20 protein-coding genes are annotated in these 22,552 nt (G+C 64.7%); 13 read left to right on the forward strand and 7 right to left on the reverse strand.

Annotated features, from left to right (window positions below; translation table 11 throughout):
• Positions 1-27: 27 nt before the first annotated feature.
• Together JQ574_RS30155 and JQ574_RS30160 are read left to right on the forward strand one after the other, a co-directional pair.
• The gene (locus tag JQ574_RS30155; protein ID WP_212213010.1) at positions 28-1,488 is read left to right on the forward strand and encodes an EAL domain-containing protein; all 1,461 of its coding nucleotides are present in this window, start codon (positions 28-30) and stop codon (positions 1,486-1,488) included.
• Positions 1,489-1,503: 15 nt separating this feature from the next.
• Complete coding sequence (locus JQ574_RS30160) at positions 1,504-2,358, forward strand: TIGR01459 family HAD-type hydrolase (RefSeq protein WP_212213013.1); 855 nt, start codon at positions 1,504-1,506, stop codon at positions 2,356-2,358.
• Positions 2,359-2,531: 173 nt separating this feature from the next.
• Here the strand turns inward: JQ574_RS30160 and JQ574_RS30165 are convergent, their stop codons facing one another.
• Complete coding sequence (locus JQ574_RS30165) at positions 2,532-2,927, reverse strand: response regulator (RefSeq protein ID WP_192738834.1); 396 nt, start codon at positions 2,925-2,927, stop codon at positions 2,532-2,534.
• A 242-nt stretch (positions 2,928-3,169) separates the two neighbouring features.
• Here JQ574_RS30165 and JQ574_RS30170 point away from each other — a divergent pair, with 242 nt between their 5' ends.
• The 8 genes from JQ574_RS30170 to arfB all read left to right on the forward strand — a co-directional run bounded on the left by JQ574_RS30170 (position 3,170) and on the right by arfB (position 12,797).
• The gene (locus JQ574_RS30170) at positions 3,170-4,141 is read left to right on the forward strand and encodes a bifunctional riboflavin kinase/FAD synthetase (protein ID WP_212384133.1); all 972 of its coding nucleotides are present in this window, start codon (positions 3,170-3,172) and stop codon (positions 4,139-4,141) included.
• The gene (locus JQ574_RS30175; protein ID WP_212213019.1) at positions 4,138-4,692 is read left to right on the forward strand and encodes a sugar O-acetyltransferase; all 555 of its coding nucleotides are present in this window, start codon (positions 4,138-4,140) and stop codon (positions 4,690-4,692) included. Before JQ574_RS30170 ends, JQ574_RS30175 begins: the two co-directional genes overlap by 4 nt.
• Positions 4,693-4,885: 193 nt before the next feature.
• On the forward strand, positions 4,886-7,894 hold the full coding sequence (gene ileS, locus JQ574_RS30180; protein ID WP_212213022.1) for an isoleucine--tRNA ligase: 3,009 nt from the start codon (positions 4,886-4,888) through the stop codon (positions 7,892-7,894).
• Positions 7,895-8,053: 159 nt separating this feature from the next.
• The gene (lspA, locus tag JQ574_RS30185) at positions 8,054-8,551 is read left to right on the forward strand and encodes a signal peptidase II (RefSeq protein WP_212213025.1); all 498 of its coding nucleotides are present in this window, start codon (positions 8,054-8,056) and stop codon (positions 8,549-8,551) included.
• Positions 8,552-8,688: 137 nt separating this feature from the next.
• On the forward strand, positions 8,689-9,396 hold the full coding sequence (locus JQ574_RS30190; RefSeq protein ID WP_212213091.1) for a hypothetical protein: 708 nt from the start codon (positions 8,689-8,691) through the stop codon (positions 9,394-9,396).
• Positions 9,397-9,549: 153 nt separating this feature from the next.
• A complete protein-coding gene (locus JQ574_RS30195; RefSeq protein WP_409411231.1) occupies positions 9,550-10,941 on the forward strand; it encodes a M16 family metallopeptidase in 1,392 nt (463 codons plus the stop codon).
• Positions 10,938-12,311, forward strand: coding sequence for a pitrilysin family protein (locus JQ574_RS30200; RefSeq protein ID WP_312014906.1), 1,374 nt, complete (start codon positions 10,938-10,940; stop codon positions 12,309-12,311). The genes JQ574_RS30195 and JQ574_RS30200 overlap by 4 nt, the downstream gene beginning before the upstream one ends.
• Positions 12,312-12,377: 66 nt before the next feature.
• Positions 12,378-12,797, forward strand: a complete 420-nt coding sequence (gene arfB / locus JQ574_RS30205; protein ID WP_212213030.1) for an alternative ribosome rescue aminoacyl-tRNA hydrolase ArfB — start codon at positions 12,378-12,380, stop codon at positions 12,795-12,797.
• A gap of 128 nt (positions 12,798-12,925) precedes the next feature.
• Here the strand turns inward: arfB and JQ574_RS30210 are convergent, their stop codons facing one another.
• The 3 genes from JQ574_RS30210 to JQ574_RS30220 all read right to left on the reverse strand — a co-directional run bounded on the left by JQ574_RS30210 (position 12,926) and on the right by JQ574_RS30220 (position 14,163).
• Positions 12,926-13,222: a hypothetical protein gene (locus JQ574_RS30210; protein ID WP_212213033.1), complete on the reverse strand. Its 297-nt coding sequence runs from the start codon at positions 13,220-13,222 to the stop codon at positions 12,926-12,928.
• A gap of 204 nt (positions 13,223-13,426) precedes the next feature.
• Positions 13,427-13,960, reverse strand: a complete 534-nt coding sequence (locus JQ574_RS30215; RefSeq protein WP_212213036.1) for an RNA polymerase sigma factor — start codon at positions 13,958-13,960, stop codon at positions 13,427-13,429.
• The gene (locus tag JQ574_RS30220; RefSeq protein WP_212213038.1) at positions 13,957-14,163 is read right to left on the reverse strand and encodes a DUF2892 domain-containing protein; all 207 of its coding nucleotides are present in this window, start codon (positions 14,161-14,163) and stop codon (positions 13,957-13,959) included. Before JQ574_RS30220 ends, JQ574_RS30215 begins: the two co-directional genes overlap by 4 nt.
• A gap of 165 nt (positions 14,164-14,328) precedes the next feature.
• On the opposite strand from JQ574_RS30220, the gene mutL reads away from it, so the two are divergent.
• Positions 14,329-16,140 (forward strand): DNA mismatch repair endonuclease MutL, encoded by a 1,812-nt coding sequence (gene mutL / locus JQ574_RS30225; RefSeq protein WP_212213040.1) that lies wholly within the window; start codon positions 14,329-14,331, stop codon positions 16,138-16,140.
• Positions 16,141-16,223: 83 nt separating this feature from the next.
• On the opposite strand, the gene rsmD is transcribed toward mutL, so the two are convergent.
• Positions 16,224-16,778 carry a 16S rRNA (guanine(966)-N(2))-methyltransferase RsmD gene (rsmD, locus tag JQ574_RS30230; RefSeq protein WP_212213054.1) on the reverse strand — a complete coding sequence of 185 codons (555 nt, stop codon included), beginning with the start codon at positions 16,776-16,778 and terminating at the stop codon, positions 16,224-16,226.
• Between the two features lie 7 nt (positions 16,779-16,785).
• On the reverse strand, positions 16,786-18,918 hold the full coding sequence (locus tag JQ574_RS30235; protein WP_212213056.1) for a pseudouridine synthase: 2,133 nt from the start codon (positions 18,916-18,918) through the stop codon (positions 16,786-16,788).
• 153 nt (positions 18,919-19,071) lie between these two features.
• On the opposite strand from JQ574_RS30235, the gene JQ574_RS30240 reads away from it, so the two are divergent.
• Positions 19,072-19,530: a nucleoside deaminase gene (locus tag JQ574_RS30240; protein WP_212034203.1), complete on the forward strand. Its 459-nt coding sequence runs from the start codon at positions 19,072-19,074 to the stop codon at positions 19,528-19,530.
• Between the two features lie 133 nt (positions 19,531-19,663).
• Here JQ574_RS30240 and JQ574_RS30245 read toward each other — a convergent pair whose 3' ends face one another.
• Positions 19,664-20,566: an alpha/beta fold hydrolase gene (locus JQ574_RS30245; protein WP_212213059.1), complete on the reverse strand. Its 903-nt coding sequence runs from the start codon at positions 20,564-20,566 to the stop codon at positions 19,664-19,666.
• A gap of 122 nt (positions 20,567-20,688) precedes the next feature.
• Between JQ574_RS30245 and JQ574_RS30250 the strand changes: the two genes are divergently transcribed.
• A complete protein-coding gene (locus tag JQ574_RS30250; RefSeq protein WP_212213062.1) occupies positions 20,689-21,921 on the forward strand; it encodes an acyl-CoA dehydrogenase family protein in 1,233 nt (410 codons plus the stop codon).
• Positions 21,922-22,552 lie beyond the last annotated feature (631 nt).

Raw genomic sequence — 22,552 nt, forward strand, 5'->3', positions numbered from 1 at the left:
TTCGGACCTGAAGGCGTAGCGCGCGACATGATTCGCATTTCGACGATTTTTATCGCCATCTGCATGGTGCTGGTCGCAGCCTCGCTTGGCTTGGTCCTGCATGCGGTCGCCGGTATCAGCGGAACCGAATCCGCGATCGTGGCGCTGACGGCGCTGACCTTCCTGATCCTCTACAACGCAGTTTCGATGCGGCTGCGCGATCGCTCCGATGTCGGCAGCCAGATCGCGGACCTGTCCCGCGGCACCGCCGACCTCGCCCGCCAGGTCGCCGAATTCGGCCGCCGGCTCGCGGCCGTCGAGGGCCGCGTGGTGTCGGCGAATTCCGCCAGCAGCGACCGCATCCAGGCCGTGGTCGGCGAGATCAATGAACTCGGCGTGCTGGTCAAGCAGCTCGCGGTCTCCGTCGCCAGCCATGAGGATTTGATTGCCTCGGGCGCCGCTGCCGCGCCACCGGCACCGGCACCGATCGTGGCTGCGCCTGTCGCCGGGCCGCAAATCTCACCACCATTGTCCATCGAATCCGCAGCGCCGCCCGTCATCGCCAGGCCGGCACCCGTCGCGCCGGCCGAAGCCGCCGCGCGCAGCCAGCCGCAGCTTCTCGCCGCGGTGAAGAACGCCATCGAGGAGAACCGGCTCGACATCTATCTGCAGCCGATGGTGACGCTGCCGCAGCGCAAGGTGCGCTTCTACGAGGCGGTGACGCGGCTGCGCGACGACAACGACCAGATTCTTGCCGCCGACGATTTCATCGCCACCGCCGAAGCCGGCGGCCTGATGGGGCGCATCGACCACATGGTGATGCTGCGCTGTGTGCAGGTGCTGCGCCGCCTGATGGTGCGCAACAAGGATGTCGGCGTGTTCTGCAACGTCTCCGCGGCGACGCTGGCCAATCCCACCACCTTCGCGCAATGCCTCGACTTCCTCGAAGCCAATCGCGCGCTGGCGCCGTCCTTCGTGCTCGAGTTCAAGCAGGCCACGTTCCGCAACCTCGGCCCGACCGAGAGCGAGCATCTCGCGGCGCTGTCGCAGCGCGGCTACCGTTTCTCGATCGACCATGTCAGCGACCTCCGGGTCGAACCGCGGGAACTCGCCGACCGCGGCGTCCGCTTCATCAAGGTTCCAGCGGCGCTGCTGCTCGATCCGAGGCAGAGCTCGACGTCGGACATTCACCCCTCTGACCTGTCGGATCTGCTCGGCCGCTTCGGCATCGACCTGATTGCCGAAAAGATCGAGGGCGAGCGCGCGGTGGTCGATCTCTTGGATTTCGACGTGCGGTTCGGCCAGGGCTTCCTGTTCGCGCCGCCCCGGCCGTTGCGGCCCGAGGGGGCATCTGCTACCGGCGGGACGACTTCGAACAGCACCAATGGTTCCAATGGCCCAAGCCCGCCTGCAAGCCCCCCCGCTCCCGTCGCCAGCCCGGCGATCGAACCTTCGACGCGGGCGACCGGCAATGCCGCGCTGGCCCGCCGCGCCGCCGGACCGGGCTAACCGGCGCCCGATGTCATGACCGCACTCCGGTTCGTCGAAAAACTGAGCGACCTCGTCGATGGCGTGGAAGTCATCCTGTCCGATATCTGGGGCGTGGTGCACAACGGGCTCGAGGCATTTCCCGAGGCCTGCGCGGCGCTGCATACCTTTCGCCAGCGCGGCGGCACCGTCATCCTCATCACCAACGCGCCGCGGCCCGCTGATTCGGTGCAGCGGCAGTTGCGCAAGCTCGGCGTTGCCGACGAGACCTATGACGCGATCGTCTCTTCCGGCGATCTGACCCGGCACTTTGTCGCCGACCATCCGGGGCAGAAAGTTTTCTGGCTCGGTCCGGAGCGCGACAATTCGATCTACCGCGGCCTTGATCCGGTGATGGCTCCGCTCGAACAGGCTGATTACATTGTCTGCACCGGACCGTTCGACGACGAAACCGAATCGGCTGAAGATTATCGCGCGATGATGCTGCAGGCGCGCGAGCGCAAGCTGCCGCTGATCTGCGCCAACCCTGACATCGTCGTCGAACGCGGCGACCGGCTGGTCTATTGCGCGGGCGCGATCGCCGAGCTCTATCGCGAACTCGGCGGCGAGGTGATCTTCTACGGCAAGCCGCACCGGCCGATCTATGAACGCGCGATGGCGCTCGCCGCCGAGCACCGCGGCCATGCCGCCCCGCTCGACCGGGTGCTGGCGATCGGCGATTCCGTCCGCACCGACCTCACCGGTGCATTGGGTTTCGGCATCGACTGCCTGTTCGTGACCCGCGGCATCCATTCCGAGGAATTCGAAGGCATCGACCAGCTCGACCCGGCCTCGGTCAGGGAATTGTTCGGCCATCCGCCAAAGGCGTTGATGCGGGAACTGAAGTGGTAGTGGCGGCACGCGCCTCTTCTCCCTCGCCCCGCTCTTGCGGGGAGAGGGTTGGGATGAGGGGCCTCTCTCGGCGAATTCTGAAGATGTGGTGAGAGCGGTACCCCCTCACCCGGCGCTACGCGCCGACCTCTCTCCGCAAGCGGGGCGAGGTTAAGAAAGAAGCTAGAGCAACTTTACGCCGTCGCCATGTCCGGGAAGACCGCCTCGATCTTGGTCTTCAGCGTCGCCGCGTTGAACGGCTTGACGATGTAATTGTTCACGCCGGCCTTCTTGGCCGCGATCACGTTCTCGGTTTTGGATTCCGCCGTGATCATGATGAAGGGCGTGGTGGCCAAATTGGGATCGGCACGGACTTCCTTGAGCAGGTCGTAGCCGGTCATCGGCTCCATGTTCCAGTCGGAAATCACGAGCCCGTATTTCTTGCCGCGCATCTTGTTCAGCGCTTCCGAACCGTCGCTGGCATCGTCGATATTCTCAAAGCCAAGCTGCTTCAAAAGATTTCGGATGATCCGGATCATGGTGTTGTAGTCATCGACCACCAGAACCGACATCGACAAATCAACCGCCATCTCTTCCCCCACTAACGCTTACGCCACTAAATATCGGCAGGCCTGCGCGACCCGCAGTCCTCGCCCCACCCCTAGCATCAAGGCGTTAAACAGCGCGTTAATCGGGCGCGGCTGGATTGCCTCGGTTTTGAACCAAAGCCGTCCGGCTTGACTTCGCCCGCGCGCCCACGTCACGGTCCGGCCGCGCGCATCGCGACCCAAGGTCTTTTTGAATCCGCAAGAATCCTGCAAGAATCCGTCACATGACAACTGGTTTTACCGTTATTCGAGACACCACCCCCGCCGCCGACATCCCCAAAGGGGCGGTGGTCGCCATGGGCAATTTCGACGGCGTCCATCTCGGTCACCGCGCCGTGATTGCGGCTGCGCTGAACATGGGGCACGCCCACGGCAAACCCGCTTTTGCGGTAACCTTCGAGCCGCATCCGCGCAGCTTTTTCAGCCCGAACAGCCCGCAATTCCGTCTCACGGACGAGACCAACAAGCTGCGGCTCCTGGCCGCCACCGGGCTCGCCGGCGCCGTGGTGATGACCTTCGACAAGGGCCGCGCCGGAACGTCGGCGCAAGATTTCATTCACCATGACCTGATCGGCCGGCTCGGCATCAGCGGCATCGCGGTCGGCTACGACTTCCATTTCGGCAAAGGCCGGGTCGGCTCGCCGAGCCTCCTGGTCAGCGAGGCGCCGCGGCTCGGGATCGAGGTCGACGTCCAGGCCCATGTCGACATCGCCGAGCGGCCGGTGTCCTCCAGCGCCATCCGCATGGCGCTGGCGGAGGGCCAGATCGACGACGCCACCGCGATGCTGGGCGGACCGTGGTTTGCGACCGGCGAGGTGATCCATGGCGAGAAGCGCGGCCGCGACCTCGGCTATCCCACCGCCAACATCCGGCTCGACAAGAACTGCGCGCTCAAGCACGGCATCTATGCGGTGCGGGTCGGCCGCGGAGCCGAGCGGCTCAACGGCGTGGCGAGCTATGGCCGCCGTCCGACCTTCGACAATGGCGCGCCGCTGCTGGAAGTGTTCCTGTTCGACTTCAAAGGCGATCTCTATGGCTCGGTGCTCGACGTCGCCTTCATCGCCTTCATCCGCGATGAACTTAAATTCGACGGCATCGAGGCGTTGATCCGCCAGATGGACGACGACAGCGCCCGGGCCCGGGCAGCGCTCGCAGCCGCGCCCGATGCGTTTCCGAAGCTTGGAGTGATCGATTGAGCAGAAGCGAAAAGCAAAAGATGCTTGCGGGCGAACTGTATCGCCCCGACGCCGAACTCGGCGCGGAACAGGCGGTCAACAAGGCCTGGCTGGCGCGCTACAATGCGGCGCTGGCGCAGCCGGTCTCGGAACGGCACGCGTTGCTCTGCGAACGCCTGGGCCATGTCGGCAAGGATGCCGTGATCCGGCCGCCGTTCTTTTGCGACTACGGCTACAACATCCGCCTCGGCGACGGCGTGTTCATGAACTTCAACTGCGTCATCCTCGATGTCGTCGAGGTCTCGATCGGCGACCGCACCCAGATCGGACCCGCGGTGCAGATTTACGCGGCCGACCATCCCCGCGACGCCAGGACACGGCGCGAAGGCCTCGAATTCGGGCGCCCGGTCCGGATCGGCAGCGACGTCTGGATTGGCGGCGGTGCCATCATCCTGCCGGGCGTCACCATCGGCGACGGTGCGGTGATCGGCGCCGGCAGCGTGGTCACGCGCGACGTCGGCGCTGAGGTGACCGTCACGGGAAACCCGGCAAGGCCGAAACGGTCGTCCTGAGATGCGGGGCCCGGCGGGCCTTTGCGATTTCCGCTTCCGGCTGCTATGGAAAGCCCATGTTTGCGCGGCGCACCATCCCCATTAGCGGCCCGGCTTCCGCCTGAGCTTTGGCTCGGCGCAAGACCGGGATTTCCCCGTTTACCCCGCGAATGACCAGCGTATCTCGCGCCTTTTCAGCCAAACCAGAGCATTCATGTCCGAAAAACCGCAAAAGTCCGAAAAGTCCGAAGGACCAGACTATTCCAAGACCCTGTTCCTGCCGCTGACGGAATTCCCGATGCGCGCCGGCCTGCCCAAGCTCGAGCCTGAGATCCTCAACCACTGGAACAAGATCGGTCTCTACGAGAAGCTGCGCGAGGCGGCCGAGGGGCGACCGAAATTCGTGCTGCATGACGGCCCGCCCTACGCCAACGGCAACATCCATATCGGGCACGCGCTGAACAAGATCCTCAAGGACGTCGTGACCAAGAGCCAGCAGATGCTCGGCTTCGACTCCAACTATGTGCCGGGCTGGGACTGTCACGGCCTGCCGATCGAATGGAAGATCGAGGAAGAGAACTACCGCTCCAAGGGCAAGCCGAAGCCCGACTTCCGCGACTCCACGGCGATGGTGGCGTTCCGCAAGGAATGCCGCGCCTATGCCACGCATTGGCTCAACGTGCAGCGCGAGGAATTCAAGCGGCTCGGCATCATCGGCGACTGGGACCATCCCTACGCCACCATGAGCTATCCCGCCGAAGCCCAGATCGCGCGCGAACTGATGAAGTTCGCCGCCAACGGCACGCTGTATCGCGGCTCCAAGCCCGTGATGTGGAGCGTGGTGGAAAAGACCGCGCTCGCCGAGGCCGAGGTCGAATATGAGGACTACACCTCGGATACGGTGTGGGTGAAATTTCCGGTGACCTCGCCGGCGCATGGGGCGCTGGCCAATGCATCCGTCGTGATCTGGACCACGACGCCATGGACGCTGCCCGGCAACCGCGCCATCAGCTTCTCGCCCAAGATCGCCTACGGTCTGTTTGAGGTCACCGATGCGCCGGCGGACAATTGGGCCAAGAACGGCGACCTCCTGATCCTCGCCGACGCGCTGGCCGAGAGCGTGTTCAAGCAGGCGCGCGTCACCGCCTACAAGAAGGTTCGCGAGCTGCCGGCCGACACGCTCGACGCGGTGGAATGCGCCCATCCGCTGAAAGGCTTCAGCGGCGGATACGAGTTCACCGTACCGCTGCTGCCCGGCGACCACGTCACCGACGATGCCGGCACCGGCTTCGTGCATACCGCGCCCGGCCACGGCCGCGAAGACTTCGACGCCTGGATGGCGAATGGGCGCGAACTCGACAGCCGCGGCATCAATACCGCGATCCCCTATACCGTCGACGAGAACGGCGCCTTCACCGACCACGCCCCGGGCTTTGTCGGCAAGCGCGTGATCAACGACAAGGGCGAAAAGGGCGACGCCAACGAGGCCGTGATCAAGGTTCTGGTCGAAGGCGGCAAGCTCTTGGCGCGCGGCCGCCTCAAACATCAGTATCCGCATTCCTGGCGCTCGAAGAAGCCGGTGATCTTCCGCAATACGCCGCAATGGTTCATCGCGATGGACAAGGACATCGCCGACAACGGCAAGGCCAAGCCCGGCGACACGCTGCGCGCCCGCGCGCTGCATGCGATCTCGGTGACGCAATGGGTGCCGCCGGCCGGGCAAAACCGCATCAACGGCATGATCGCCGGCCGCCCCGACTGGGTGATCTCGCGCCAGCGCGCCTGGGGCGTTCCGATCGCGGTGTTCGTCCGCGAAAAGGGCGACGGCTCCGCCGAAATCCTGCAGGATGAAATCGTCAACCAGCGCATCGCCGAGGCTTTCATGGAGGAAGGCGCCGACGCCTGGTACATGGAAGGCGCCCGCGAACGCTTTCTTGGGTCCCGTGCGAGCGAAGACTGGAAGAAGGTCGACGACATCTGCGACGTCTGGTTCGATTCCGGCTCGACGCATGCCTTCGTGCTGGAAGACCGCCAGAATTTTCCCACGCTCGGCAACATCGTCCGCAAGGTCGATGGCGGCGAGGATACCGTGATGTATCTGGAAGGCTCAGACCAGCATCGCGGCTGGTTTCATTCCTCGCTGCTGGAAAGCTGCGGCACCCGCGGCCGCGCGCCTTACGACGTGGTGCTGACGCACGGCTTCACGCTGGACGAGAACGGCCGCAAGATGTCGAAATCGCTCGGCAACACCGTCGAGCCGCAGAAGGTGATGAAGGATTCCGGCGCCGATATCCTGCGGCTCTGGGTCAGTTCGACCGACTATGCCGACGACCAGCGCATCGGGCCGGAAATCCTGAAAAATACCATCGAGACCTACAAGAAGCTGCGCAACTCGATCCGCTGGATGCTCGGCACGCTGCACCACTTCAAGCCCAGTGACGCGGTCGCGCATGAGGAGATGCCGGAACTCGAGCGGCTGATGCTGCATCAACTGGCGGGACAAGCCGCGATCGTGCGGCAGGCCTATGCCGAGTTCGATTACAAGACGGTTGTCGCCAGCCTGTCGGCGTTCATGAACACCGAATTGTCGGCGTTCTATTTCGACATCCGGAAAGACGTGCTGTATTGCGATGCGCCGTCCTCGCCGGTGCGCAAGGCGGCGCTGACCGCGATCGACATCATCTGCGACGCGATCCTGAAATGGCTGGCGCCGGTGCTCAGCTTCACCACCGACGAAGCCTGGCGGATGTACCGGCCGGGCGCCGCGCCGTCGGTGCACCTGACACTGTTCCCGACCGATCTAGGTTCATTCCAGGACGGTGCGCTGGCTGCGAAATGGGAAACCATCCGCGACGTCAGGCGCGTCGTCACCGGCGCGCTCGAACTCGAACGCGCCGCCAAGAACATCGGCTCGTCGCTGGAAGCTTCGCCCCTGGTCTATGTGTCGGACAAGGCGATCTTCAACACGCTGTTCGACGTCGATCTGGCCGAAGTGTGCATCACCTCGAACGCGATGGTGACCAATGACGACGCGCCGGCCGCGGCCTTCACCCTCGCCGACGTTCCCGGCGTCGCGGTCGTGGTCGAAAAGGCCCAGGGCATCAAATGCGCGCGGTCGTGGAGGATCCTGCCGACCGTGGGCGATGACGCCGAATACCCTGATGTCTCGCCGCGCGACGCGCAGGCGCTACGGGAGTGGAAAGCGCTCGGAGTGAGTGTCTAAAATTCTATCGTCGTCCCTGCGAACGCAGGGACCCATAACCACCGGCGTCTGAGATCGACAAAGGAAGATGACCCAAAGTCTTTCCAACAAAATCCGACACGGCGTATGGGTCCCGGCCTTCGCCGGGACGACACCGGAGTTTGTGTCGGGCACGTCGCCATGAGCCCTCACCTCCGCCCCGGCATCATCGCCGCCGTCGCAGCCCTGGTGCTCGACCAGGCTTCGAAACTCTGGCTGCTGTTCGTGTTCGATATCGGCCGGCGGGGCGCGGTGAAGGTGACGCCGTTTTTCGATCTGGTGCTGGCCTGGAATGTCGGGATCAGCTTCGGCTGGTTCCAGAACGACGGTTTTCTGGCCCAGGCTATCCTGACCGCGATCAAGGCGGTGGCCGTGGTCGTTCTGGCGGTCTGGATGGCCCACTCGCGCAATTGGCTGGCCACCGTGGCGCTTGGCCTGATCATCGGCGGGGCTATTGGTAACGCCATCGACCGGATCGCCTATGGCGCGGTGGTCGATTTTGCCCTTTTCCACGTCCAGATCGGGGGAAATACCTTCAATTGGTACGTGTTTAACCTTGCGGATGTGGCCATTGTTGCCGGGGTAGCAGGCCTATTGTATGATTCCTTCCTGGGGGTACCCGCCGCAAAAGCGCCCTGATCCCGGTCGATACGGGCCGTTGGCGGCTCCTTGGCGGTAATATTGCCTCGCAAACTCGGGATTGTGCCTCTAGGCCAGCCGGCAAGTTTTGTAGAAATTTGCAAGTTGTGCGGAAATTTGAAATGGGAACGAGCGCGATGCGCGAGACCGAAGCCAGCTTCTGGATGGTGCAGACAACCTCGCTGACGCGGGCGATGCGGTTCGCCGCCATTGCCCTGGGCGTCGGCCTCGTGATGGCCGCCGGTCCCGTGCGCGCGGCCGATGACGATGACGAAGACGACAGGACCTTCGAGGAAAAGATCATCGGCAACATCATGAGCGGCCTCGGCGGCAAGAACATGGAAAGCAAGGGCATCGAATACCGCGAGCGTTCCCCGCTGGTGGTGCCCCCGAAACTCGATCTGCCGCAGCCGGCCTCTTCGGCCGCAGCAAATGCGCCGAACTGGCCAAAGGATCCCGACGAGGCACGCCGCAAGGCTGCGATCGCGGCCCGCAAGAAAGAGAACAAGGACAACTCCCAGTCGGCTCGAGCCCTGTCGCCGGCAGAACTCAACGTCGGCAGAACCGCCGCGCCCGCCCGCACCAATAACGATCCGGTCCAGCCGGGCGTCACCAACAACGCCCCGCAACTGAGCCCATCGCAGCTCGGCTATGAAGGCGGTTTGTTCGGCATGTTCAAGGGCAACAAGGCCGAGTCGGCGGAGTTCAAGGGCGAACCGCCGCGACAGTCGCTGGTCGAGCCTCCGGCTGGGTACCAGACGCCCTCGCCGAACTTTGCCTACGGCACCGGGCCCAAGGAATCGCTGAACAAGAACTACGACGTCATGACGGGCAAGGAACGCTGACGCCAATTTCGGCTCCGCGCCGTCGCCTGCGAGGACCGCTGTTGGAACCGCCAGGCGTTTTGCTCTCTGCATCGTGACATCAGGCGTGATACGCGCGGTATACGATGCCGCGGCTTTGTCCCGAACGCTTGGGTTCGGGCTTCCAGATAGGTCATGATGTCCCCACATCGCTTTGCCGTTTCGCTCGTTGCCGCTTTTATTTCGACAATCGCTTTTTCCAGCAGCGGCGCGCCGGCCCAGACCACGGTGACATCGGAGCGGCCCGCCAGCTTCACGCTCGGCAACGGCCTACAGGTGGTGGTGATCCCCGATCACCGCACCCCCGTCGTGACGCAGATGATCTGGTACAAGGTCGGCTCCGCCGACGAGACGCCGGGAAAATCGGGACTGGCGCATTTCCTCGAGCATTTGATGTTCAAGGGCACCGCCAAGCATCCCGCCGGTGAATTCTCCGAAACCGTGCGCCGGATCGGCGGCAACGAAAACGCCTTCACCTCGGTCGACTATACCGGCTATTTCCAGCGCGTGCCGCGAGACCAGCTGGGGCGGATGATGGAATTCGAGGCCGACCGCATGACCGGCCTCATTCTGAAGGACGAAAATGTTCTGCCCGAGCGCGACGTCGTGCTGGAGGAATACAACATGCGGGTCGCCAACAACCCGGACGCGCGGCTGAACGAACAGATGATGGCCGCGCTGTATCTCAACCATCCCTATGGCCGCCCCGTGATCGGCTGGCGACAGGAGATCGAGAAGCTCGACCGCGAGGACGCGCTGGCGTTCTACAAGCGCTTCTACGCGCCGAACAACGCCACCCTGGTGATTGCCGGCGATGTCGATGCCAAGGAGATTCGCCCAATGGTGGAGCGCGCCTATGGCGCGATCCCCGCGCAGCCGGCGATTCCCGCGCAGCGGATTCGTCCGCAAGAGCCGGTGCCTGCAGCTCCGCGCACCGTGACGCTGTCCGATCCGCGCGTCGAACAGTCCGGCCTGCGGCGCTATTACCTCGTTCCCTCCTCCACAACCGCGGCTGCCGGCGAAAGCCCGGCGCTCGACGTGCTTGCGCAACTGATGGGCGGCGGCTCCAACTCCTATCTCTACCGCGCGCTGGTGATCGACCGCCCGCTCGCGATCAACGCCGGTGCCGGCTATCAGGGCACCTCGCTCGATCCGTCGCAATTCTCGATCTCGGTCTCGCCGAAACCCGGCGTGGAGTTCTCGGCAATCGAGCAAGCGATCGACGACGTGATAACGGACGTCATCCAAAATCCCGCCCGCGCCGAGGATATCGAACGGGTCAAGACCCAGCTGATCGCGGAGGCGATCTACGCGCAGGACAACCAGGCGACGCTGGCGCGCTGGTATGGCGGCGCGCTCACCACGGGCCTGAGCATCGAGGACATCCGCAGCTGGCCTGATCGCATCCGCGCCGTCACCGCCGAACAGGTCCGTGACGCCGCTCATAAATGGCTCGACAAGAAGCGTTCGGTGACGGGCTATCTGATCAAGGACCCCGCACCGAAACGCGACGAGAAGCGCTCGTGATCCATTTTTCGATTGGCGCGCAGCGCTTCACATCAACCATTGTCGCCCTCGCGGCACTGCTGTTGCTGAGTTCGGCACCATCGCACGCCGCCGCAAAAATCCAGCACCTGGTGTCACCCGGCGGCATTGAAGCCTGGTTCGTGCAGGACGCCACCGTGCCCCTGATCGCGATGGAATATGCCTTCCGCGGCGGCTCGAGCCAGGACCCGGCCGACAAGCCCGGCACCGGCAATCTGGTCGCCGGTCTGCTCGACGAAGGTGCCGCCGATCTCGACTCCAAGACCTTTCACGAGCGGCTTGACCGCCGCGCCATCGAACTGAGCTTCTCGTCGACGCGGGATTACTTCCGCGGCAGCTTGCGCATGCTCAAGGACAACAAGGACGAAGCCTTCAACCTGCTGCAGCTGGCATTGACCTCGGCACGTTTCGACGCCGCCGACGTCGAGCGCATCCGCGCGCAGGTGATCTCCGGTCTGCGGCGTGAGACCACCAACCCCTCCTCGCTGGCGAGCCGCAAATTCCTGGAAGTCGCGTTCGGCAATCATCCCTATGGCCGTCCGTCCAACGGCACGCTGGACGGCGTGCCCAAGATCGACGTGTCGGACATGAAGGCCTATGCCGGCCGCATCATCGCCAAAGACACATTGCGGATATCCGTGGTGGGCGATGTCGACGCCGACACGCTCGGCAAACTCCTCGACAAGACGTTCGGCGGATTGCCGGCCAAAGCCAGCCTGACGCCGGTCGCCGAAATCCAGGCCGCCCAGCCGCCGCAGCGCGCCTTCGTTCCGCTCGACGTGCCGCAGACCGTGGTCATGTTCGGCGGCCCCGGCATCCGCCGCCATGATCCGAATTTCATGGCCGGCTATGTCGTGAACCATATCCTCGGTAGCGGATCATCGTCGCGGCTCTACAGGGAAGTCCGCGAGAAACGCGGGCTGGCTTATTCGATTTCTGAATCCCTGCTCTGGATGGAACGCTCTGCCTTGTTCGTAGGCAATACCGGCACCCGCGCCGACCGCGCCGGTGAAACCGTCGATGCCATTGAAAAGGAGATCCGCCGTATCGCCGAGGACGGCCCGACCCAGAAGGAACTGGATGAGGCCAAGTCCTATCTGAAGGGCTCGCAGATGCTGGCGCTCGACACCTCCTCGAAGCTCGCCGCGGCACTGCTGCAATACCAGCTCGACAGGCTTCCGATCGATTACATCGAACGGCGCAACGCCCTCGTCGATGCCGTGACGCTCGATGATGCCAAAAAGGCCGCCCAGCTGCTGTGGGCCAACGGTCTGCTCACCGTCATCGTCGGCCGCGCCCCGCAAGCCGCCGCCCAGCCGGCTGTTGCCGCGCCGCCGCCGAAGGCGAACTGACAGAGCAACTTCTGTCCAAAAACGCTATCTTGCGCGCACCGATTCTTTCCACGCCCGGTGAACGCCATGCTGCGGGTCTCCCGCGACCTTTCAATTGAAGAGAACGACATCGAGATCGGCTTTGTCCGCGCCTCCGGTCCGGGCGGGCAGAACGTCAACAAGCTCTCGACCGCCGCGCAATTGCGTTTCGACACGCGCAAGATATCGCTGCCGGAAGACGCCGCTCTGCGGCTCAACCGGCTCGCCGGCCAGCGCATGACCAAGGAAGGCGTGATCGTGATCCACGCCCAGCGCTTCCGCACCCAGGAGCGCAACCGCGCCGACGCCATCGACCGCCTGCTCGAACTGCTGCGCGAAGCCATGGTGAGGCCGGTGCCGCGGCGCGCCACCAAGCCGACTTTCGGCTCGAAGCAACGGCGGCTGGAAGGCAAGAAGAGCCGCAGCGACGTCAAGTCGAAGCGCGGCGCGGTGCGCTTCGACGACTGACCGATATGGCGGCGAGCATTGGTCTGCTGCGCCAGAGCTTCCGCTTAATTGAGTCAGAAAAAAACTCCGGCCGACATGCGACCGGAGTTTCCGAGTTGTGACTGGAACCTGCTGAAGGGCGCGCGGTACTAGTAGCGCTTGCCGCCGGTCGCGGTGTCGCCGGCAGCACCGCCAGTGCCCTTGGCCGCGCCACTGCCGGCGCCGACCGTGCCCTTCGCACCGGTCTTCGCGGCCTTTTGTCCGGCGGCACCCGGCTGCGCGCTGAGTTCCTCGTCGTCGGTGGCCGCTGCCCCGCCCTGCATCTGGCTCTTGCCCTGCACGCTGCCGCGGATCTTGCTATCGGACGAGGCACCCTGCGCCAGCACGGGACCGGCCACCATGGCCGAGATGGCAAGCGCGATCGCCGAGGTTTTCACTAACTTCATTCAGTTCTCCTGGGTTTGATTCGCGATGAGCGGTTCGGTTGTTCCATGCGCCATCCGTCCGGACCTGCTCATCGCACAGAGCAATTTGTGGCGAACGGCGCACGCACCAGACAATCCGCGCCATGTGGTCTTCGTTTAGGGATTTCGGGGCAATTTCGCGAAAACTTGGCCACGGGTCGACCCAATATGCGGCACGTGGAACCGTCAGTCGCGAATCAAATATTCCCGGATCATGATCCGCGCGCGGTGAATGCGGGCCTTGACGCTTTCGCGAGACAAGCCGAGCGCGCCGGCGATCTCGTCGATCGACAATTCCTCGATGTCGCGCAGCAGGATCACTTCGCGATAATGCTCGGGCAGCGACTGGATGGCACGCGAAAGATCGATGCGAAGGTCTTCAGGACGCCAATGCGCCAGACGCGCCTCGGTGTCAGCCGCCGACGCGTCGGCCATTCCGATCGACCGGCGCAAGAGTCGCAGACAAGCGCGCCGCGCGACCGCGAACAGCCACGCCGAAAACGACGTCACCGCCCGCAGCGTTCCGACGCGCCGGTAGAGCAGCAGCAGCGTTTCCTGAACCGCATCGTCGATGTCGGCTGCGCGGCAATTGCGCGCCGCGTAGCGACGGACGTCAGGCTGGGCCGCTGATATCAGCGACACCAGCGCATCGGCGTCCCCGCCCCGCGCCGCCTCGATCTGCCCGGGATCGCAGCGGCTGGTTCGGACAAGCGCATTCATGGCGAGGGCAGCCGGCGGCCGACCATGGCGCACATCGGGCAGAATCCGAAGAATCCGGTCGCGATCGCGACGGCTCCGGCGCCGGCGATCAAATAGCCTGATGTCGTGCCTGACATCGCCATCAGCCCATACGCGATCATCATGATGCCCCCGACGGTCCGCATCGCCCGCTCCCAGCCCGGCAGATTCTTACGATAGAACATTCTAGCTCCTTTGATTTCACGAGAGAACTCATGCGTTCTCGTGTCATAGAGCCGCGCCGCCGGGCTTTCGGTTCGCGAGCCCCGAACTATATTTCGCTCAAGAATTCCGGGAACATCCGCGCCGATGGGGTCCCGCCTCGCCCCTGAATCGGCTACCCATACGACATGCCCGTCCGCCAGCTCCCAGAACAGGTCGTCAACCGCATCGCCGCCGGCGAGGTGGTGGAACGGCCTGCCAGCGTGGTCAAGGAACTGGTCGAGAACGCCATCGACGCCGGCGCCTCCAGGGTCGATATCTTCACCGACGGCGGCGGCCGGCGGCGGATCGGCATCACCGACGACGGCAGCGGCATGACCCATGCCGACCTGGCGCTGGCGGTCGATCGCCACGCCACCTCCAAGCTCGACGACGAGGATCTTTTGCGGATTCGCACGCTGGGATTCCGCGGCGAGGCGCTGCCCTCGATCGGCGCGGTGGCCAGATTAGGCATCACCACGCGGCATGCAGGCGAGCCGCACGCCTGGTCGCTGTCGGTCGAAGGCGGCGCGAAGTCGCCGATCATGCCGGCGGCGCTGAGCCAGGGCACCCGCGTCGAGGTCAGCGATCTCTTTTATGCGACACCAGCGCGGTTGAAGTTTCTCAAGACCGACCGCACCGAAGCCGAAGCGATCCGCGAAGTGGTGCGAAGGCTGGCAATGGCGCGCCCCGACATCGCCTTCACGCTGGCCGGCGAGGAGCGCGCACCGATGACCTGGGCCGCAGCACTGCCCGGCGCTGCCGGCCGGCTGACGCGGCTCGGCGATATCCTCGGCGCGGATTTCCGTTCCAGCGCGATCGAAGTGCGCAGCGAGCGCGAGGGCGTGGTGGTCGAAGGCTTTGCCGCCGCCCCCTCGCTGACGCGCGCCAATGCGCTCGGGCAATATCTGTTCGTCAACGGCCGCCCGGTGCGCGACAAGCTGATCCTCGGCGCGGTGCGCGCGGCCTATTCCGATTATCTGCCGCGCGACCGCCATCCGGTCGTGGCGCTGTTCGTGACGCTGGAGCCGCAGGAAGTCGATGCCAACGTGCATCCCGCCAAGACCGAGGTCCGGTTCCGCAACGCCGGCCTGGTCCGCGCGCTGATCGTGCATGCGCTGAAGGACGGCCTCGCCCGCGAAGGCCGGCGCACCGCGGCTAATACCGATGGGGCTGCGCTCGCCTCGTTCCGCCCATCCTTCGCCCCGCGCCCGACCAATTGGGACTGGCGGAGTTCGCCCTCCTATCCGACGGGGCCGACGCCCTCCTTCACCGGTTCGGCGGCGCCGGCGTTCGCGGAAGCCGGACAGGCCGCATTCGATGTCGGCACGCCGACGGCCGATGTGCGTTTTGAAGCGCAGCCCGCTGCCGACATGCTCGATCGCCCGCTCGGCGCGGCACGAACGCAGATCCACGAGACCTATATCGTGTCGCAGACCCGCGATGGACTGATCGTCGTGGACCAGCACGCCGCCCATGAGCGCATCGTCTATGAGAAGCTCAAGGCCTCGCTGGCGCGCAATGGCGTGCAGCGGCAGATATTGCTGATCCCCGAGATCGTCGAACTCGACGAAGCGACGGTCGAGAAGCTGCTCGATCGTTCTCTGGAGCTGGCAACGTTCGGACTGGCGATCGATTCCTTCGGCCCCGGCGCGGTTGCGGTGCGCGAAACGCCGTCGCTGCTCGGCAAGGCTAATGCCGCGGGGCTGCTCCGTGATCTCGCCGAGCACATGGCGGAATGGGATGAGGCGCTGCCTTTGGAACGCCGGCTGATGCATGTCGCCGCCACCATGGCCTGTCACGGCTCGGTCCGCGCCGGCCGCCGCCTCAAGCCGGAAGAGATGAACGCGCTGCTGCGCGAGATGGAAGACACGCCGAACTCCGGCCAGTGCAACCACGGCCGCCCGACCTATGTCGAATTGAAGCTGTCGGATATCGAGAAGCTGTTCGGGCGGAGGTAGATATTTGTAGGGTGGGTGGAGCGAAGCGATACCCACCGCCCGTGCGGCCACGAAGTTGGTGGGTTACGCTTCGCTAACCCACCCTACGGACCTCGCAAGAACACGAACTCCGTGTCGTCATAAGCCCGCCGCTCCAGCTCTTCGAATCCCTCGGGTGCCGCGAACGCCGCGGCCTTCGCCTCCTCGACGATCAGCAGCGCGCCCGGCGTCAGCCAGCCGCCTTCGCGCATCGAGGCCAGCGCTTTGTCGGCGAGTCCCTTGCCATAGGGCGGATCGAGGAACACCAGCGAGAACGGCTCCATCGGATGCGCGGGGCCGAGATTGGTGGCGTCGCGGCGATAGACTTTTGTCACGCCGCCGAGGCCGAGCGCCTCGACATTGTTGCGCAGCAGCGCCCGCGCTTCTGCGCCATTGTCGACGAACAGTGTGAACGCGGCACCGCGCGAGGTCGCCTCGATGCCGAGCGCGCCGGTGCCCGCGAACAGGTCGAGCACGCGCGCGCCTTCGATCGGATCGTCATAGGCATGGGCGAGGATGTTGAACACAGATTCGCGCAAGCGATCCGCGGTGGGACGGATCTCGCGCGATGAGGGCGAGGCCAGATTACGACCCTTCAACCGTCCGCCGACGACACGCATAGCCCAACTACTCGTCCCGCGGCTTCAGATCGCGCTTGCCGTGATAGCCGCGCTGCGGGCGGCGCGGCGGGCCGTAGCCATTGGCCTCTTCCTCGTTGCGCGCGCGGGCTTCCTCGCTGCCGGTGCGCTGCACCAGCACGCGGCGGCCCTTGCGGTCGGCGATCACGCCTCGCTGGGTCACGGGCTTGGGAGGCGTTGGCTCCTTGTCGCCCGGCATCGGCCGATTGAAGTCGGCGCCTGCGAGCGTCGCAATCTTCTCGCCGAGCTGCTCGCGCAGGACGCGGGTCTTGACCTCTTCGACCTCGCCTTCGGCGAGTTCGCCGAGCTGGAACGGGCCGTAGGAGACCCGGATCAGCCGGTTCACCTCGAGGCCGAGATGCGCCATCACGTTGCGCACTTCGCGGTTCTTGCCTTCGCGGATCGCAAACACCAGCCAGACATTGGCGCCCTGGTCGCGCTCCAGCGTGGCATCGATCGAGCCGTATTTGACGCCGTCGACCTCGACGCCCTTCTTCAGTTCATCGAGCTGGGCCTGCGTGACTTCGCCATGGGCACGGACGCGGTAGCGCCGCAGCCAGCCGGTGTCGGGCAGTTCGAGCGCGCGTGCCAGACCGCCATCATTGGTCAGCAGCAGCAGGCCCTCGGTGTTGAAATCGAGCCGCCCGATCGAGATCAGCCGCGGCAGGCCTTCGGGCAGATTATCGAATACCGTCGGCCGCCCTTCGGGATCGGCATGCGTCGTCATCAAGCCGCGCGGCTTGTGGAACATGAACAGGCGCGTGCGCTCGCGCGGCGGCAACGGCTTGCCATCGACGGTGATTACATCATTGACGGTGACATCGAGCGCCGGCGAATTGATGACGCGGCCGTTGACGCTGACGCGGCCCTGCGTGATCCATTCCTCGGCATCGCGGCGCGAGGCCAGGCCGGCGCGCGACACCACTTTTGCAATTCGCTCGCCAGACTTCTTCACCTTCGGTGGCTGCGGACCCCGTTTCTCAAATTCAGTCTTGCGCTCACGGTAGGCGCCACGGCCGCCGAACGCCGGACGTTTTGCAAAGATCTTGCTGTCGTCCTCGTTCTCGCGGCGCGGCCGTTCGTCACGCGCGTCGCTGCGCGGATGTTCCTGCCAGTCCGTGCGGCCTTCGGGCCGCTGACGCGGGCGGTCGAATTTCGGGCGATCGCCAGCGGGACGATCCTCGCGCGAACGCGAGAAGCGCGGACGTTCTTCGCCGCCGCGATCGTCGCGGGAGAAGCGCGGCTTGTCGAAACCGCGCGCACCGTCGCGGGCGGGGCGGGAATCCCGGCCGCCACGATCTTCACGCTTCTGCCACGGCTTTGAATCGCTGCGATCAGCGCCAAAGCTTTTGCGCGGACCGCGATCGGGCGCGCCGCGCGAGGAGAATTTCTTGTCACCGCCAAATTTTCGTTCCGGACGATCGCCGCGAGGGCCGTCGCCACGCGGCGTATACGGCCGCTTCTCACCACCACCCTCACCACGCGGAGTGTAGGGACGCTTCTCGCCGAATTTCTTCTCGCCGAAACGCGAGGCCGGACGCGCATCGTCACGATCCCGAGGGCCGCTCTCGCGGTCCCGGCGCGGCGGACGGTCGTCGCGATTGAAATTTGGCCGGTCGCCGCGCGGCGTGTACGGGCGCTTCTCGCCGCCACGATCCTCGCGCGGCTTGAACGAGCGCTTCTCGCCGTCGTCACCACGGGACGGACGGCTGGAAAACGGCCGGTCGCCACGGGGACGGTCATCCCGGTTGAAGCGCGGCGGACGATCACCGCCCTCGCTGCGATCGCGGAACGGCCGGTCGCCACGCGGCGGGCGCGGCGCGTCGAAATCGCGGCGCGGCGGACGATCGCCGTCACGCTTGCCGGCGTAGGGCTTAGCCCCGCCCGAATAGGGCTTCTTGTCGAACGACCGCGCGCCGTCGGATTTGCCGGCATAGGGACGGCGCTCGCCGTCGCGCTTGTCGCCGTCACTTTTTCCGGCAAAGCCGCGCTTGGCGAATTTCTTCTCCGGACCCCTGGCCGCGCCCGAGCGGCCTTTGCCTCCGCCGGCGCGGCCTTGGCCGCCACCGGGGCGATCACGCCGGCCGCGGGAATCGTTGTCTTTGTCGTTGTCGCGGGGCATGAATAGTCTCTCGTTCGTAGCTGAAATGGCGATCAGGCGGATGTGGATCGGCTGACATAGCGGTAACGCGCGCGCACTTGGCTCAAGGCGCAATCTCACGCAAAACCGGTATCCACGTTTGCTGAAGGCGCTTCTAGTAGCAGGTTTCTTCCGATGATACGAGGGATGACTGCCCCTTCTTTCATGGATTTGGCGCTCAAAACGGCCAAAAACGCCGCCAAGGCGGGCGAAGTTCCGATCGGATGCGTCATTGTCCGGGGTTATGAGGTCATCGCCACCGCCGGCAACCGGACCCTGACCGACCGCGATCCGACCGCCCATGCCGAGGTTTTGGCGATCCGGCAGGCCGCGGATGCCATCGGGACCGAGCGGCTGGTCGATTGCGACCTCTATGTCACCCTCGAGCCCTGCACGATGTGCGCCGGCGCGATCTCGTTCGCGCGGATCCGGCGGCTCTATTACGGCGCCGCCGATCCGAAGGGCGGCGCGGTCGATTCCGGCGTGCGGTTCTTTGCGCAGCCGACCTGCCATCACGTGCCGGAAGTGTATTCGTCGGTCGGCGAGACCGAGGCGGCGACGCTGCTGAAGGATTTTTTCCGGGTGAGGAGGTAGCGGCCACCCACGCCCGTCATTGCGAGCGAAGCGAAGCAATCCATCGCGCGGCAAAACGGATGGATGGATTGCTTCGTCGCTTCGCTCCCTTGCGCAAACGCTTTGCGTTTGTCGCAGGCAATGACGGGAATGACTAGCCAGTGAAAAACTCCTTCAACAACCTCGCCGTCACCTCCGGATTCTCCTCCGGCAAAAAATGCCCGCTGTCGACCGGTGCGCCCTGCACGTTGGTCGCCCACTTCTTCCAGGTGTCGAGCGGGGTGGTCGCGGCGCTGGCGACGCCGGCGTCGCCCCACAGCGCCAGCATCGGGATCGTGATCTTCTTGCCGGTGTCGAAATCGGCCTTGTCGATCTCGTAATCGGCATAGGCGCCGGCGCGGTAATCCTCGCACATCGCATGGACGCGGGCGGGATCGCGGAACGGCGCGAGGTAATGCTCCAGCGCGCGCGGGTCGATGGCGTCAAGCGTCTTGCTCTTGGTCTGGCTCGCCATCTTCAGCCGGAGGAAAAACTCGCCATGGCCGTCGATCAGCGTTTCCGGCAGCGGATGCGGCTGCGCCAGGAACGCCCAATGATAAATTTTCAGCGCGGAGAGCCGGTTCAGCTTCTCCCAGTAGTCATAAGTCGGCGCGATATCGAGCACGGCGAGTTTCGACAGCCGGCCGGGATGATCGAGCGCGAGACGATACGACACCCGCCCGCCGCGGTCGTGGCCGGCGAGCGCGAAATGCACATGGCCGAGCTGCTCCATCGCCTCCACCATCACCTTGGCCATCGCGCGCTTGGTGTAGGGCGTGTGGTGTTCGTCGGTGCGCGGCATGTCCGACCAGCCGTAGCCCGGCAGGTCGGCGATGATCAGCGTGAATTTGTCAGCCAGCTGTGATGCTACCGGATGCCACATCACATGCGTGGACGAGAAGCCGTGCAGCAGCAACAGCGGCGGCCCCTTGCCGCCGACGCGAGCGAAAATGCGGCCCGCTGACGTGTTGATCCATTCGGAGGCGTAGCCGGGAAACAGGTCGGCAAGATCAGGCATGGTGAGCGCTCCCTTCGCGGCGGGCCGCTGCTTTAAACATTGTTTGGCGTTGCCGCTGGCACGTCCCGGGTTTATGCCATTCATCAAGTCTGCCCAACAAGAAGCAAAAGCGAGGAAGTGCCATGTCGATCGATTTCGAGATTCCGGCCGAAGCCAAGGCGATCCGCGAGAAGGTCCGCAAATGGGTGCAGGAAGAGTGCATTCCGGCGGAGAAGGAACTCGATACCAAGCCGCTCGCTGAAGTGCTGGGCCCGCTGCGCAAGAAGGCGCGGGCGCAGGGCCTGTGGTGCCCGTGGGTACCGAAGGAGTATGGCGGCATGGGCCTTGGGCCCCTCGCCAATGCGCTGGTGCAGATGGAGCTCGGCGAGAGCATGCTCGGGGCGCTGTCGATGAACACGCAGGGCCCCGACGACGCCTCGATGATGACGATATTGGCCCATGGCACGGAATATCAGAAGGAGAAGTTCCTTAAACCCCTCCTCAACGGCGACAAGCGCATCTGCTTCTCGATGACCGAGAAGGCCGCCGGCGCCGACGCCACCGGCATGCAGACCACGGCGGTGAAGGACGGCAACGAGAACTACATCCTCAACGGCGAGAAATGGTTTTCGTCGTCGGCCAGCGTCGCCGACATGGCGCTGGTGGTCGCCAGAACCGATCCGAATGCGCCGCGCCACAAGCAGCACTCGACCTTCATCGTCGAACTGCCGAACCCCGGCTACAAGATCAAGCGCAACGTCGCCAACATGGCGATCGAGGGGCCGCATGCCGACGCGATCCATGGCGGCCACTCCGAGATCGAGATCAAGGATTTGAAAGTGCCAGCCGACAATCTGCTCGGCGGCGAAGGCAACGGTTTCAATATGGGCCAGCATCGCCTCGCCTATGGCCGCCTTCGCCACGGCATGCACAACGTCGCCAAGGCGCAGCGCGCGCTCGACATGGCGGTCGGCCACATCACCAACCGCTCGACCTTCGGCCAGTTGCTCGCCGACCGGCAGGCCGTGCAGTTCATGCTCGCCGACTGCGCCGAGCAGCTCTATATCGGCCGGCTCATGCTCCTCCATATCGCCTACAAGGCGGAGAAGGGCCTCGATATCCGGCAGGAGAACTCGATCGCCAAGGTCTACCATGCGCACATGGTGCACAAGGTGATCGACACCGCGATCCAGCTCCACGGCGCGCTCGGCTTCAGCCAGGATACGCCGCTCGCCAAATGGTACACGCAGGTGCGCTCGCAGCGGCTGGTCGACGGTCCGGACGAAGTGCACCGGTGGAAGATCGGCAAGAACGTCATCAAGGCGTTCCGCGAGCACGGCACGACGGCGAGTGCTGTGGGCGGGGATTTGCTGTAGGAAGTGCACCGCGCACCTACACTCGTCGTCCCGGCCTTGAGCCGGGACCCACTCCGCGGCGCTCGTTGTTATAGAAGGCATCCAACGCCTGCGCTCTCACCGATGGGCCGCGGCGTATGGGTCCCGGGTCAAGCCCGGGACGACGTGGATGGGTCATCGCAAACACGCTTTCGCATTCTCGCGGTGCACTGCGCCCGAGCTTTGCCAGGAACTTCCCGCCCTCCAAATGAGAGGGCGCAGGGAAGACCGGGTGCGCGCTGCACCCGCGGTCTCGTGTGCGGTTTGCACTAAGTAGGCTGCACACGAGCATACAGGGCAGCGGAGAACACCCGGCCTTCCCTGCGCAATGGCTTTACGGCTTATATCGTGCTCTCCCCGGAGACGAGTTCTTGGTTGACTCCGTCGCTGCCGTTTCCGCTCGCGCTTCTTCGACAGCTTGACGCCGGCAACGGGCGTCAGGACCACACGGTTTTGCCGTACGCCTGTATACGCCGTCGTCAGGCGCAACAAACGTCCACCGCATCCCGCCGCGCGTTCGTGACGTGCGCACGCCCCTCTTGTCGGGCGGGACGCGACGATTCAAACCGCTGATTTGCCCGACGAGGGAAGTGGAATTTTGCCCGTCGGGTTA

Source organism: Bradyrhizobium sp. AUGA SZCCT0158 (assembly GCF_018130065.1).
In the GTDB taxonomy this organism is placed as follows: Bacteria; Pseudomonadota; Alphaproteobacteria; order Rhizobiales; family Xanthobacteraceae; genus Bradyrhizobium.

What these genes read in the sequence shown, in the direction of transcription:
- JQ574_RS30155 (WP_212213010.1), top strand. Translation starts at nt 28, where the DNA reads ATGATTCGCATTTCGACGATTTTTATCGCCATCTGCATGGTGCTGGTC.
- JQ574_RS30160 (WP_212213013.1), top strand. Translation starts at nt 1,504, where the DNA reads ATGACCGCACTCCGGTTCGTCGAAAAACTGAGCGACCTCGTCGATGGC.
- JQ574_RS30165 (WP_192738834.1), bottom strand. Translation starts at nt 2,927, where the DNA reads ATGGCGGTTGATTTGTCGATGTCGGTTCTGGTGGTCGATGACTACAAC.
- JQ574_RS30170 (WP_212384133.1), top strand. Translation starts at nt 3,170, where the DNA reads ATGACAACTGGTTTTACCGTTATTCGAGACACCACCCCCGCCGCCGAC.
- ileS (WP_212213022.1), top strand. Translation starts at nt 4,886, where the DNA reads ATGTCCGAAAAACCGCAAAAGTCCGAAAAGTCCGAAGGACCAGACTAT.
- lspA (WP_212213025.1), top strand. Translation starts at nt 8,054, where the DNA reads ATGAGCCCTCACCTCCGCCCCGGCATCATCGCCGCCGTCGCAGCCCTG.
- JQ574_RS30190 (WP_212213091.1), top strand. Translation starts at nt 8,689, where the DNA reads ATGCGCGAGACCGAAGCCAGCTTCTGGATGGTGCAGACAACCTCGCTG.
- JQ574_RS30195 (WP_409411231.1), top strand. Translation starts at nt 9,550, where the DNA reads ATGATGTCCCCACATCGCTTTGCCGTTTCGCTCGTTGCCGCTTTTATT.
- arfB (WP_212213030.1), top strand. Translation starts at nt 12,378, where the DNA reads ATGCTGCGGGTCTCCCGCGACCTTTCAATTGAAGAGAACGACATCGAG.
- JQ574_RS30210 (WP_212213033.1), bottom strand. Translation starts at nt 13,222, where the DNA reads ATGAAGTTAGTGAAAACCTCGGCGATCGCGCTTGCCATCTCGGCCATG.
- JQ574_RS30215 (WP_212213036.1), bottom strand. Translation starts at nt 13,960, where the DNA reads ATGAATGCGCTTGTCCGAACCAGCCGCTGCGATCCCGGGCAGATCGAG.
- JQ574_RS30220 (WP_212213038.1), bottom strand. Translation starts at nt 14,163, where the DNA reads ATGTTCTATCGTAAGAATCTGCCGGGCTGGGAGCGGGCGATGCGGACC.
- mutL (WP_212213040.1), top strand. Translation starts at nt 14,329, where the DNA reads ATGCCCGTCCGCCAGCTCCCAGAACAGGTCGTCAACCGCATCGCCGCC.
- rsmD (WP_212213054.1), bottom strand. Translation starts at nt 16,778, where the DNA reads ATGCGTGTCGTCGGCGGACGGTTGAAGGGTCGTAATCTGGCCTCGCCC.
- JQ574_RS30235 (WP_212213056.1), bottom strand. Translation starts at nt 18,918, where the DNA reads ATGCCCCGCGACAACGACAAAGACAACGATTCCCGCGGCCGGCGTGAT.
- JQ574_RS30240 (WP_212034203.1), top strand. Translation starts at nt 19,072, where the DNA reads ATGATACGAGGGATGACTGCCCCTTCTTTCATGGATTTGGCGCTCAAA.
- JQ574_RS30245 (WP_212213059.1), bottom strand. Translation starts at nt 20,566, where the DNA reads ATGCCTGATCTTGCCGACCTGTTTCCCGGCTACGCCTCCGAATGGATC.
- JQ574_RS30250 (WP_212213062.1), top strand. Translation starts at nt 20,689, where the DNA reads ATGTCGATCGATTTCGAGATTCCGGCCGAAGCCAAGGCGATCCGCGAG.